The sequence below is a fragment of the Varibaculum timonense genome, assembly GCF_027694345.1.
Taxonomy (GTDB): domain Bacteria; phylum Actinomycetota; class Actinomycetes; order Actinomycetales; family Actinomycetaceae; genus Varibaculum; species Varibaculum timonense_A.
This window is the reverse complement of sequence record NZ_JAQEVU010000011.1, coordinates 20,088-32,659: the sequence shown is the minus strand read 5'-3', so window position 1 is coordinate 32,659 and position 12,572 is coordinate 20,088. Positions and strand designations below refer to the sequence as shown.

Genomic DNA, 12,572 nt, shown 5'->3' with positions numbered 1-12,572 from the left:
ATTCCAAGAGTACTCGACTAAACTGAGACATTTTAGTGCAGAAAATGGTGCTCTCCATGCTCGTAAAGCACAAGCAGCAGCACAACGACTCGGTGTGCCACCCACCATCATCTACTTCGCCGTAGATTGCGACGCCACTGATCCAGAAGTGACAAGCAATATTCTCCCGTACTTCCGTGCAGTTAGCGCGAACCTTGGTGGCGGTTATGGCGTGGGTATTTATGCTTCGCGTAATATTTGTGCTCGTGTGGCTGAAGCAGGGTATTCGGTTGCGTCTTTCGTTTCCGATATGTCCACCGGTTTTTCAGGAAACCTCGGTTTTTCTATTCCCAAGAATTGGGTGTTCGACCAATTCCACGAAATCAGCGGATACCGAGGAAAGTGGGATCTCGATCGCGTAGCTTATTCAGGGCGTGTAAGTGCCTGCGCCAGTGTGCTTTCCCCGATTCCTGTACCTACGCCAGATCCCGATCCTGCAACTCCAGACACTGATCCGTTACTCCAATGGGTAAGCACAACTGAAAACGAGTGCATCAACGCGTTCTCAGGAACTTTCAATACAATAGCGCCGTACCGCAGCTCCATCGGTGAATTTATTCTTGAATGGCTACGCAAACCCGAATATTGGGGAGATAAATATCTAGGGTTATGGAGAATATACACGCCAGAAATTCCCACTCCCGAGGATCTTCAAAGCGCGCGATTGGTCTGCGCTAACAAGTGTGAGGATCAACCTCGCATCAAGGGCACCCTTCCACGTCGCGATATCGCACACATGGCAGCGACTGCACTAGGCTATCTAACCTGGGGATTCGCAGATAATAACTCGACTTACACCCTAGGCGATCTTGGAGGGTGGCCGCTGGATTTGCTACAGATCTGGGGTAACTATAGGCGTGAAGGCTCCGCTAGTGATCTTGCTAAATGGCTGTACAAGCATCTTGGACATATTAGCAATGGTAAAGGTTTCGGATACGACGATGTGCTTGCAGATGCGGACGCTTGGTTAATCGCACATAAAATGAAGAATAACCCATCGGAAATCTCACTCTCGGAAGCTATGCGCGACACTTTTTCCTCAAGCGAAAGCAATCGTATTAAACGATTCTATCGCGACCGCTTTGGAGCCAGTGCAGATAATCTTGTTTCAGCTTTTCAAGGACTGGCTAACGGCATTGATATCTGGGTATTCGAAGACTTCAGTTACGGCAAGCAAAAACTTCTGAGCGCGTCAGGAGCAGACAAGCTTCCAACTAAGAACGAAGCCGCTACTCTCGCAAGAGGATATGCTGCATTCCTTGCCAATCCTCACAGGTAGTCAACGAGCAAATCATTATCCCTCAGTGAACGAGTACACGTTCCCGTACTCGCTCACTGAGGGATGCCACTGACATCCACAAGTAGGAACACTAATGCAGCTACAGCTGATAATACGATGAGAGACGTCACCAGCGCGACAAAGACTCTGACGATTATGGATTGAGATCGCACTGTGGGCAAAGTGTTATTAATTAAAATCAAACAGTTAATGAGCCCCACAAAACCCCAGCAGACTAACCCTATAACTGTTGACCACACCATTCTGCCAACCCAGATATGTGATGAAAAGGTGACTTGATAGGGATATTTCTGAAAAACAGCGACTGGAAAGTCACTAAACCAACCACCAGATGCTGGTAGTAACAATACGAGACCAATCCACCACAGAACACGCTTGACTACAACAAGCCTATCCTTTGTTTTCAGCTGCAACACACTGTTCATTATCTCGCAGGAAAGTCTACACAGAAAGGAGGAACGCCGATATCGAAACCGATAAAACAACTCCTTTTTGTGCGGGTGTATGAAGAATAGCCTCATACACCCACACAATGGATTTCTTACTATGCTTATGGAAAAGAAATGATAGCTGAAACGAAATAAATCCATAATGACAGAATGAAAAATAATACTGTTACAGTACCCGTAAATATTTTTAGTGAGCGCTGATCTGAAATACTTTCAGGAATCGTAACGACACATTTTCCAATAAACCAGATAATCCGGTTAGCAAACCAAAAAAAGTAGCCTAATGTATTTAAGATAAATAATGCAAAGAATGCTCTATGCGTATAAAAGTCGTTCCCATCTACAAACGGAGATACGCTTTCAACGCTCGGAGCGTTAGATAGTATTTTAATAATCCAGTGTTCATCGACATGTATTAAAACCGATGGCAGCAAAAGCAGTAAGCCTAACCACCACAGCAATTGCCTGAGATAAACAAGGACAATTCTTCTACGCACGATTGACCTGATTCTGTAATAGTTAGTTTCTTAGCATCTAACTACCATCATAGATGGAGGCGAACAACAAGCGTGGCTAAAGATTTCACGAATAGGCGACAGCGCGTCTGTTAGCACTAAACTAGATTCGCTCCACGCTTTGACCGGGAAGCCAAATCAACAGATTTTTTGTAAAATATCGTACAAATCTCTATTGAAAACCAGTAAAGTCATATTCTATCCTGGTACCAAGTATCACAAAAATTGAATTCTTTGAGGAGCGAGGATGTCTGCCAAACATGTAAAACTGTTATGCCTGTCCACTATCGCTGCGCTTGTTATGTGTTTTTGTATCACTACACCAGCATATGCAAAAACAGATAATCTCAAGGGAGCAAGGGTTACTTCCTATCTAATTCAGTATTCTACGTATCGATACAAGCCATACAGAAGCCCTATCAGAATTAACGCATCTGTTTCTCCTGTTTACTGGTGGGGAGGTACATGGGGAGCAAGTGGTGGAGCACTTAGATGGACTGTCGGACTTCGCTACAAAAGTAATCAAAAACAATTCACTCGTATAGAAACAGAACAAAAGACTATGCGAGGTGTTTTCCCTGGCACAGAGGGTTCGAACCCCTTTGCTACCAATTTTGCGATTAACACCAAAGGCAGTATTTCCATGGGGTCACAAGTAGCAACTATTACCGGCTCTATTTCATATTAAAATAGCACGATACTTTTAAGGGGGTCTTATGTCACGTCGAGTAGCGATTAGCCATTCTCTTTATATTCTGGTTCCACTTTCACTTGTACTCATCGTCTTTTTCGCACTGTTTGGATCAAAGCAGTCGGCTACGGCTCAAGACACGCCAGGGGAGTCTGCATACACACAGCAAGCTGCAGAAGATTTACGCAAAGTTTCTGAGAATCTCACGCAGGCGCAAAAGCAACAAAAGGCAGAACGCGCGGCTGTGATGGCTGAGCTTACGATGCCTGATGGGTACCACTATAGTGAGGGAGAGAGTTTTGATTCGCTCACAGCGCAAGCTCACACTCTTGAATCACGGTTATCCGAACGGAGTGCGGGCGTCTCAGATTCTCCGGCTCCTGAGCTTGTGAAATACGAAGATGGCTACTTTGCAGCTTCAGCTGCCTCAGATTGGCAATGTGCTTGGCTAGTTGAAGCTGTCAAGCACAGCCAAGAGAAAGACTTTAAGAAAGTAGATCGGGATATTGCCAAGCTTGAATCATTCAAGAAAAGCTCATACATCAATCATTTCCCCGACTTTGAGATATTTTTACAAGACGCCGTCTACCCACTCACAAAGGGCGAGACCGACGTTGCTCAATCCTTTATCAACACAAGCTGTTCAATATCTCAGCCGTAGATCAACGCGAATCTGCTATTTTGCAGGTGAAGCGCGCTGGGATATCTGTATCAGGGTCTATTCCGATACTCGAATAAGTACGGAGCGTCCCGATTCCTGATTCCCAGCGCACTTCCCAGGCGGTGTCATCTATTTTTCCTGAGCCTTTGGCTGACCACGAATACGGCGTTTTAACGCCAAGATGAAAATTGTTCGACACGGTATAGAATCGCCCAAACCTGTGATGCATCGCGCTATTTCCCCACGAATAGATAACCCGACAATTGGTATCGTCTTGCTTAGAGGGAACTATGCCGTAACTGTCCATGTTAATGACAGTCCCTACACAAGCTACTGTGCCTGTTAGAAACGCAACCATGAGAATTGCTTTTACCCATCTCTTTTTAATGTCACTATTAGTTTGCTTCAGCGTAGCGATAAACAAGATTAAAGCTAAAACTGACACAACTAGGTAAATAGCGGCAGGAAGTAGCAGAATATTGACGGGTTTTCCTAGTAGTAGGATAGGCGCGCCCCGTACCACACTATCTTTTGAATAATAAATCTGCGCTAGAAACATGAGAAGACCCAGTAGTGAGGCAAACAGAAAACACAGCCATACAGCACTGCGATTGAAATACGTACGATTTGTCCGCATACTTACCAAAATCTCTCGAACCATTTTCAAAATCATATTTTAACAGTAAGGCTTACTTCAGTGGCGAAAGATGGAACTAATCGTGGTGGTCGCCGGGTGCGGGCGGGCGCGAAACCAGACCCGCTCAGTGAGAAACTCGCTAAGGGTCTGCCTGCTACTCGCCTGGAAGATCCGCTAGCGTCTCCTTTTGATTTCGAGGGTGCAGATGTTGGCGCGGGCGCGGTGCTTACTGGTGAGGTGATGCCCGAACCCTCTGAATACTTAAGCGATATCCAGCGTGACGGCAAACCCTTGGGTGCTGATTTGGTGTATCGGGAGACGTGGCGGTGGTTGGATGAGCGTGGTTGCACGAGGTTTGTTTCTAAGCGTCTGATTGAGGCCTACGCCCAGGCTTTCGCCCGGTATGTGCAGTGTGAGCAGGCGATCTCCAAGTTCGGTTTGCTCGGCAAGCACCCAACTACCGGGGCTGCTATCGCTTCCCCGTTCGTCGCCATGTCCCAGTCTTTTGGTAAACAGGCAAACGTGTATTGGTATGAGATTTTTGAGATTGTGCGATCTAACTGCACTAGTGACTATTCGGGTGCGGCTCCGGGTGATGAGGTTATGGAGCAGTTGCTGAAAGCACGCTCGTAGATGCGTCCTAGTTGTTTCCCGGGGTTATTTGGAGCCTTTTGTTTCGCTACAGCCTGCCCCTAGCGTCATCCCAACTCCTATGCCGATAGCTAACCCTAAGGCAATATTGTTCATAATGAACCCAAAGATAATGCCGGCCATCATCCCGGCAATCATTCCGTAAACCACGGCCTTACCATTGCCGCCGGAAGGTTCTGGCGGATTAGGTTTACTCGTTTCGTCTTGCACGTATTCCATTATCGCACATGACTCGGGTTCGCCTCTTTATCTTCACTCCCCACTCTTGACTGACATGGTGGGGAGTTTTTGTTTCTTTTGATTTTTCTACTGAAAGGGCATTCCTATGACTATGGTTCGCAGCGCTGAAGCAGTGTGTATCGGTCACCCCGATAAACTGTGCGATTTAATTGCTGATCAGATTCTCGACGAAATTCTCAACGCCGATCCCAACGCCCGCGTCGCGGTAGAGGTCATGGCTACTGGGCGACGCATTATTGTCACCGGTGAAATCAGCACTAATGCTCGTGTGGACTTGCGTGATTGCGTACGCACAGCCCTGACTGCAGCTGGCTATAAGCCGTGGAGATTTTTGGTGTACGTGTGGGTGCGGCGTCAATCTAACGATATTAACGACGGCGTGACCACATCTTTAGAGGCTCGCCATGGCGATGAGTCTGCTTATTGTCTTCAGGGGGCTGGTGATCAAGGCACGGTCTACGGTTATGCCTGCACTGATACACCACAGCGTTTACCGTTACCTCTTGTTTTAGCCCACGAGATTTGTAAACGGCTAGATGACGCGCGCAAGCAAGGCACCATCACTGGGATCTTCTCGGATGGTAAAGCACAAGTTTCGGTGCGCTACAACGAGGTAGGCAAACCGCTATCCATCGAAACTGTTGTGGTTTCCATCCAGCACGATAAATCCAAGGATTTCGATGAGTTGCGACGTGAAATCACCTCGATGATTATCGGTCCAGCATGCCAGCCATATCTACCGGTAGATGAGGACACGGTTGTGTTGATCAACCCGTCCGGGCGGTTCGTGGAGGGCGGCCCTAAAGCCGACACCGGACTCACCGGTAGGAAGTTGATGGTTGACACCTATGGCGGGCTGGCCGGACATGGTGGTGGAGCGTTTTCCGGTAAGGATCCGTCGAAGGTTGACCGCTCGGGTGCTTATATGGCGCGGCTGATCGCCAAGACGGTGGTGGATGCGCACCTAGCTGAAGAGTGCCAAGTGAGCATTTCTTATGCGATTGGTAAAGCCGACCCGGTCGCTTTTGCTATCGACACGCTCGGCACCGGCCAATACACCGACGAAATCATTACGGCTGCCGCTCGAGATGTGTTCAATCTTCGACCAGCAGCGATCATCGACCAGTTTGGGCTGCGAGCACCCGGCTATGTGCGCTATTCGACGTATGGACATTTCGGGGATTACACACGCAAGTGGGAAGACACCTGGACTACTAGCCGTGAGCTTGTTAAGGCGGTGAAAAACCATGCGCATCAAGCAAATAGCGCTAACTGATCTCACCCCAGCTGACTACAACCCTCGCAAAGACTTACAACCCGGTGACCTCGACTACGACAAACTCAAACGCTCCCTTACCGAGTTCGGGTATGTAGAGCCAGTCATCTGGAACAAAACCACCGGAAATATTGTGGGTGGGCATCAGCGCCTGAAAGTACTCGCCGATCTGGGCTATAAAACCGTGGACTGCGTGGTCGTTGAGCTAGACGAAACCCGCGAAAAAGCGCTCAACGTTGCTCTAAACAAGATCAGTGGCGATTGGGACGAATCCAAACTCGCCCTACTCATAGCCGACCTGGATGCTTCCGATTTCGAGGTTGAACTCACCGGTTTCGACGAAGCCGAAATACAACAGTTGATAGGTTCTCTCGACGGCGACAGTATCGAGGACGATAACTTCGACCTGAACGCCGCCCTTGAAGCGGCAGCCTTTGTCGAAAAAGGCGATATCTGGAGGGTTGGTAGGCATCGCCTGATGTGCGCGGATGCCACGAACAAGGGCGATGTTGAAACCTTGATGGATGGCAAACAGGCTAATTTGGTGGTCACAGACCCGCCTTACAACGTGGACTTCAAATCATCTAGCGGCCTGAAAATCGCAGGTGATAAGCAAGACGCAGACGCGTTTTATGAGTTTCTGCTGGCTGCGTTCACCAACATGGCGGCATCCTTAGATAAGGGCGGGTCAGCCTATGTTTTCCATGCCGATACTGAAGGATTGAACTTCCGTCGCGCTTTTCAAGATGCTGGTTTTTACCTGTCGGGCTGTTGTATTTGGGTTAAAGACTCCCTTGTACTTGGTCGTTCCCCATATCAGTGGCAGCACGAACCGGTGCTTTATGGGTGGAAGAAAGACGGCTCTCACGCTTGGTATGCGAATCGCAAACAAACCACGGTGTGGAATTTTGCCAAGCCCCGCAAAAACAGTGACCATCCGACTTCGAAGCCGTTGGATTTGTTGGCTTATCCGATTCGTAACTCCACCCAAACCAACGCAATCATCCTCGACACTTTTGCTGGGTCTGGTTCCACGCTAATGGCTGCAGAAGCTATTGACCGTACCTGTTACGCGATGGAGCTAGATGAGAAATACGCTTCCGTGATTCTGCGCCGCTATGCGGAAGCAACCGGAGACGCAGCAGGGATCACGTGTGAGCGTGGTGGCAAGCAGTATGCCTACCTGGATCTGGTGAAAGAGGTTGAGCGTCCCAAGGAGAAAGGCTAACTCGTGAGACAAACTTTAAGGCTTGGCTCGCTTTTTGATGGCTCGGGAGGATTCCCTCTCGCCGCCACCAAGGTTGGTATCGAACCTGTGTGGGCGAGCGAGATTGAGCCTTTCCCGATCCTGGTAACCACCACGCGTTTACCGCAAATGCAACACCTGGGCGACATCTGCGATATTGACGGCAGTCAGCTAGAGCCGGTGGATGTGGTCACGTTTGGTTCTCCTTGCCAAGACCTGTCGGTGGCAGGTAAAAGGGCAGGTTTAGCTGGCGAGCGTTCGGGTTTATTTCACCAAGCTGTCAGAGTCATCAGAGAAATGAGAAAGGCAAGTCATGGTCTATATCCAAGATTCGCTGTTTGGGAAAACGTGCCCGGAGCCTTCTCAAGCAATAAAGGGGCAGACTTCCACAGCGTCCTGCAAAACCTCATCTCGGTTGTCGACGAAACGGCAGCGGCTGACCTACCTCGAGTACAAAAGTGGCAAAAAGCCGGAGCGATCGTGGCAGACCAGTGGAGTATTGCGTGGCGAGTATTGGACGCGCAATTTTTCGGAGTACCCCAACGACGCAAAAGAATCTACCTTATCTGCGATTTTGCAAGCGAGCGTGCCGGACACATACTCTTTGAGCCCCAACGCGTGTTCCGGGATCTTGCGCCGGGCTGCAGTGAAAGGCAAAACCCTCCCACCAATCTTGGAGCGAGCACTCACGAGGCAAGCAAATCTTTAGATGTGTTCGCCTTGCGGATGCGGGCAGGTAAACCTGGTGGCGGTAAAGGCCCGCTCGTGCAAACAAATCTGTCGGGCACGCTCGGATGTAGTAACGATCAGAGTATTATTGAGCCGCTACTGTTTGACCATCATCCTCATGATGCCAGAGTGGGCGGACCATGCCAGATAGCACCAACCGTGACCGCTCGTTACGGCACTGGCGGAGGCAATACTCCCATCATCGCTACCGCCTACGGTTTCAATGCGTTACATGAGGGACGCGGCGCGGCAGTGGGCAGGTATGGTTATCCCACCGAGGTATCAAAGACGCTCGATACGTCAGGGATAGCTCCGACCTGTAACCAAGGCGGTATCGCCATCATGCAACCCGATGTCATCTCGGCGTCGAAGGCGGACTTCTTCTGCCGAGGAAACGTTAATATTGCTGGCGCATTGTTGGCTTCGGATTCTACTGAGCTGCCCCTGGTCACTGACCCTTGCGTGCCCGAATACCGCGTGAGACGCTTAACCCCAACCGAGTGTGCCCGCCTACAAGGATTCCCTGATGATTGGACACGAGATTTAGCAATCAGCGATCCTACAGATTCACAGTTGGATTACTGGTGGCAAGTCTGGGCTAGCTGGGCCAAGGCACAAGGATTGAAAAGACCTAAAACCCGCAACCAAGTACGCAAATGGCTGGCTAATCCTGGAACCGACCGGGCGTTATACAAGCTGTGGGGAAACGGGATAGCTTTACCGTGCGCCAAACTCGTGCTTTCCCAGATAGCGGCCGAGACCACTAAAACTCCTGGATTTTAAGGCGAAAATGACTGGATAAGCCCGCGAACCTATGGCTGTATATACATGACCAAACAACCAGCAAGAAAGAGAGGGTTTGGTGATGATGGGACAGCTATACGCCGACTTGGAAGAAATCGAAAACCTCGGAGTCGACCTGACCGATATTGGTGCGGTGTGGGATGCAGCCGAAGACCACAGCTACGAGCACGTAGAAATGATCGTCTCCAACTTCCCACAAGACTTCATGCGCCTCATCCGCACATGGATGGACGTTCAAAGCATCGAGTTTGATGGTGAGGAGGATGAGCAATGGTGAGCACCAAAAAGGCTGAAAACTACGGGCTCGTAGTCACCCTGCCCGCCACGCTTGATGAGACTGAGCTGGCAAGGCTGCATGAACTTATTGCAGCCAAGAAAGACTTGATCGCTAAAGCGCTCGGCGCGAGCCAGCTTAGCATCACCACCAGTAGTGAGGGGCTGAGTTTTCCTTGGTGGGATGAGCTGCCCGAGTTCGAGAAGATCACTGCCTACACCGAGTTCTTAACGAAGCTGATCGCCTACGCCAAACGGATCCACCGCACCGTAACCCGAAGTACAAGCCAGGTAAGTAATGAGAAGTATGAACTGCGTTCCCTGCTTTACCGCATCGGTCTTTCTGGTAAAGAAAATAAGGAAGTACGCAAGATTTTACTTGCACCATTAAGCGGCAATTCTGCGTGGAAAACCCCGCCACTAATAAACACTAACCAAGAGATGTAAACCACTATTTATTAGGCAAAATAAACGGTGAAATGACTGGATAAGTGGCGAAGTCTATGGCTGTATATACATACCGAAACGGTACACAAAGAAAGGAAACAGCCATGAACACCAAAGAAGCTGAATGCAGCGTCGAGGAAGAAAATACCGAACGCCTTATCGGACGTGCTAACCGGTTGGGATACACCATCACCAGCATTGAGATCGAACCTGGCCGGGTCGCGATTTCTATTGTTCCTTCCCCACTGTTCCCCTACACCCCGGAGCTTGACCAGGATTTTGAAACCGATCAATGGCGGGTGCAAACCACCGCCTACGGAGCGTTGAACCTAGACAACATCGAACAAGTCACCGAGGGCTACGGGCGGGCAGCAGCGATGGTGCGTGAACTTGAGCATGCTACACCAGGAAACGTTGTCAACTACCACCTGCCCCGTTAAAACTAAACACACAGGCAAACCCACCTGGCGTGGGGTTTTCCTTTATCGTGAAGCGTTATGAACTAGAGATGCACATCTCTAAGTTTTATTGAAAATAGGCGGAAAATAACTGGATAAATAGGCGGGTCTATGGCTGTATATACATACCGAAACGGTACACAACAGATAAGGAAACAGCCATGAACAGCACAAAGGTCACCAGCGAAACCCTCCAGATGCGCGTTGATTCCTACGGGACGGTTCTTGCCTACGGAGGCTACACGCTAGCAAGTTTTGCTACCTGGACCAAGACTGAAGGATTTGGCAACAACGCCCAAATCTACCGGTTGATGGAAGAACCCGTCAGCGGGTTCGGGCCTAACTCGAGGGGCCGCGGAGAATGCGAACTCGAACTCATCGCGAAGTCAGACCACCTTTTCGCTGACGCTGGACATGCGATCGCCTGGGCGTTAGCTAATCTGCCCGAAGCCTAGCCCCGCCGGGCATAAGGGCGCCTGTTATCGCTGGTAGTAACTGACTTTTTAACCAATAGAAGGTAACTGATTCGTATGCGTGAGCTAGTTGAATATCACCCGACCCGGTTCATGGCTGAAAGCTCGCGCTATGACAAGCGCCGAGCCGACTTTGCGGTCGCGTTCATCCAAGCTTTAAAGCATACGAAAGGTCGGTGGGCAGGAAAACCTTTTAAGTTGATTGATTGGCAAGAACAAATCATTCGCGACCTTTTCGGGGTGGTAAAACCTGACGGGTTTCGCCAATTCACTACCGCTTACGTGGAGATCCCTAAAAAGCAAGGCAAATCTGAACTAGCCGCCGCTATCGCACTCTTGCTGTGTTGCGGCGACGGCGAAGAACGCGCTGAAGTTTATGGGTGTGCTGCCGATCGGCAACAAGCATCCATCGTGTTCGAAGTGGCAGCCGACATGGTGAGAATGTGTCCCCCACTAGCCAAGCGGGTAAAGATCCTTAGAAGCCAAAAACGTATCATCTACTCCCCCACCAATTCCTTCTACCAGGTACTATCCGCCGAGGCCTATTCCAAACACGGATTCAATATTTCCGGAGTGGTATTCGATGAGCTACACACCCAACCCAACCGAGCGCTCTTCGACGTGATGACCAAAGGCAGTGGGGATGCTCGCACCCAGCCACTGTACTTCCTGATCACAACCGCCGGCACCGACACCCACAGCATCTGCTACGAACAACACCAAAAAGCCCAAGACATCCTTGCGGGCAAAAAGATCGACCCCACTTTCTATCCAGTCATATATGGGGCAGCGCAAGATGATGATTGGACTAATGAAGCCGTGTGGCATAAAGCCAACCCATCCTTGGACGTGACGGTGCCAATCCAGAAAGTTAGGGACGCTTGTAATAGTGCCAGACAGAATCCGGCTGAAGAAAACACCTTCAGACAGTTGCGGCTCAACCAGTGGGTCAAACAGTCTGTGCGGTGGATGCCCATGCACGTCTGGAACAAAAACGATGACCCAGTCCACTTGGATGAGTTAGAAGGCCGTGTTTGTTACGGCGGCCTCGACCTGGCATCCACAACCGACATCACTGCTTTCGTTCTCGTATTCCCACCCACGGATGACGATGACAAATACACGGTCGCGCCCTGGTTTTGGATACCCGAAGACAACCTCAAACTCAGAGTTTCTAGGGATCACGTCCCCTACGACCTATGGCATCAGCAAGGCCACCTACTCACGACTGAGGGCAACGTGGTGCACTACGGGTATATCGAGAAGTTCATTGAGGATCTTGGCACCCGGTTTAATATCCGAGAAATCGCTTTCGACCGGTGGGGCGCGGTCCAAATGAGCCAAAACCTTGAGGATGCTGGTTTCACGGTAGTGCCGTTTGGGCAAGGCTTCAAAGACATGTCCCCACCATCTAAGGAACTGATGAAGTTGGCGTTGGAGGGCAAGCTCGCGCACGGCGGGCACCCGGTGCTGGCCTGGATGGTCGATAACATTCACGTGCGCACCGACCCAGCCGGCAACATCAAACCCGACAAACAAAAATCCACAGAGAAGATTGATGGAGTCGTCGCCACCATCATGGCCCTCGACAGAGCCATACGCGGCGGCAACGCGAGCATGGGTGGGAGCGTGTATGACTCGCGCGGGCTATTCGTACTATGAGCGTGGCTGGGAAATGCACCG

16 protein-coding genes are annotated in these 12,572 nt (G+C 50.1%); 12 read left to right on the top strand and 4 right to left on the bottom strand.

Features of this window, described 5'->3' with window-relative positions; genetic code table 11:
* Positions 1 to 1,318 (top strand): glycoside hydrolase domain-containing protein (locus PG728_RS08815; protein ID WP_270627149.1); only part of this gene is annotated, 1,318 nt, incomplete at its 5' end.
* A 53-nt stretch (positions 1,319 to 1,371) separates the two neighbouring features.
* On the opposite strand, the gene PG728_RS08810 is transcribed toward PG728_RS08815, so the two are convergent.
* Positions 1,372 to 1,755, bottom strand: a complete 384-nt coding sequence (locus PG728_RS08810) for a hypothetical protein (RefSeq protein WP_270627147.1) — start codon at positions 1,753 to 1,755, stop codon at positions 1,372 to 1,374.
* A 134-nt stretch (positions 1,756 to 1,889) separates the two neighbouring features.
* Positions 1,890 to 2,285 carry a hypothetical protein gene (locus tag PG728_RS08805; RefSeq protein WP_270627145.1) on the bottom strand — a complete coding sequence of 132 codons (396 nt, stop codon included), beginning with the start codon at positions 2,283 to 2,285 and terminating at the stop codon, positions 1,890 to 1,892.
* Positions 2,286 to 2,550: 265 nt separating this feature from the next.
* Between PG728_RS08805 and PG728_RS08800 the strand changes: the two genes are divergently transcribed.
* Positions 2,551 to 2,991 (top strand): hypothetical protein, encoded by a 441-nt coding sequence (locus PG728_RS08800; protein WP_270627143.1) that lies wholly within the window; start codon positions 2,551 to 2,553, stop codon positions 2,989 to 2,991.
* Positions 2,992 to 3,019: 28 nt separating this feature from the next.
* Positions 3,020 to 3,655, top strand: a complete 636-nt coding sequence (locus PG728_RS08795; RefSeq protein WP_270627142.1) for a hypothetical protein — start codon at positions 3,020 to 3,022, stop codon at positions 3,653 to 3,655.
* A gap of 1 nt (position 3,656) precedes the next feature.
* On the opposite strand, the gene PG728_RS08790 is transcribed toward PG728_RS08795, so the two are convergent.
* On the bottom strand, positions 3,657 to 4,328 hold the full coding sequence (locus tag PG728_RS08790; protein ID WP_270627140.1) for a hypothetical protein: 672 nt from the start codon (positions 4,326 to 4,328) through the stop codon (positions 3,657 to 3,659).
* 24 nt (positions 4,329 to 4,352) lie between these two features.
* Between PG728_RS08790 and PG728_RS08785 the strand changes: the two genes are divergently transcribed.
* Positions 4,353 to 4,925 (top strand): P27 family phage terminase small subunit, encoded by a 573-nt coding sequence (locus PG728_RS08785; protein WP_270627138.1) that lies wholly within the window; start codon positions 4,353 to 4,355, stop codon positions 4,923 to 4,925.
* Positions 4,926 to 4,949: 24 nt separating this feature from the next.
* Here the strand turns inward: PG728_RS08785 and PG728_RS08780 are convergent, their stop codons facing one another.
* Positions 4,950 to 5,162: a hypothetical protein gene (locus PG728_RS08780; protein WP_270627136.1), complete on the bottom strand. Its 213-nt coding sequence runs from the start codon at positions 5,160 to 5,162 to the stop codon at positions 4,950 to 4,952.
* 106 nt (positions 5,163 to 5,268) lie between these two features.
* Between PG728_RS08780 and metK the strand changes: the two genes are divergently transcribed.
* The 8 genes from metK (at position 5,269) to PG728_RS08740 (ending at position 12,551) form a co-directional block, all read left to right on the top strand.
* On the top strand, positions 5,269 to 6,459 hold the full coding sequence (gene metK, locus PG728_RS08775) for a methionine adenosyltransferase (protein ID WP_270627134.1): 1,191 nt from the start codon (positions 5,269 to 5,271) through the stop codon (positions 6,457 to 6,459).
* Complete coding sequence (locus tag PG728_RS08770) at positions 6,431 to 7,687, top strand: site-specific DNA-methyltransferase (RefSeq protein ID WP_270627133.1); 1,257 nt, start codon at positions 6,431 to 6,433, stop codon at positions 7,685 to 7,687. Before metK ends, PG728_RS08770 begins: the two co-directional genes overlap by 29 nt.
* Before the next feature lie 3 nt (positions 7,688 to 7,690).
* The gene (gene dcm, locus PG728_RS08765; RefSeq protein WP_270627131.1) at positions 7,691 to 9,217 is read left to right on the top strand and encodes a DNA cytosine methyltransferase; all 1,527 of its coding nucleotides are present in this window, start codon (positions 7,691 to 7,693) and stop codon (positions 9,215 to 9,217) included.
* 82 nt (positions 9,218 to 9,299) lie between these two features.
* Positions 9,300 to 9,515: a hypothetical protein gene (locus tag PG728_RS08760; protein ID WP_270627130.1), complete on the top strand. Its 216-nt coding sequence runs from the start codon at positions 9,300 to 9,302 to the stop codon at positions 9,513 to 9,515.
* Positions 9,509 to 9,958: a virulence protein gene (locus tag PG728_RS08755; RefSeq protein WP_270627128.1), complete on the top strand. Its 450-nt coding sequence runs from the start codon at positions 9,509 to 9,511 to the stop codon at positions 9,956 to 9,958. Before PG728_RS08760 ends, PG728_RS08755 begins: the two co-directional genes overlap by 7 nt.
* Positions 9,959 to 10,062: 104 nt before the next feature.
* Entirely contained in the window at positions 10,063 to 10,398 is a 336-nt protein-coding gene (locus tag PG728_RS08750; RefSeq protein ID WP_270627126.1) for a hypothetical protein, read from the top strand.
* A gap of 179 nt (positions 10,399 to 10,577) precedes the next feature.
* Positions 10,578 to 10,871: an Nmad4 family putative nucleotide modification protein gene (locus PG728_RS08745; RefSeq protein ID WP_270627125.1), complete on the top strand. Its 294-nt coding sequence runs from the start codon at positions 10,578 to 10,580 to the stop codon at positions 10,869 to 10,871.
* A gap of 75 nt (positions 10,872 to 10,946) precedes the next feature.
* Positions 10,947 to 12,551 (top strand): terminase large subunit, encoded by a 1,605-nt coding sequence (locus PG728_RS08740; RefSeq protein ID WP_270627123.1) that lies wholly within the window; start codon positions 10,947 to 10,949, stop codon positions 12,549 to 12,551.
* Positions 12,552 to 12,572: the final 21 nt, after the last annotated feature.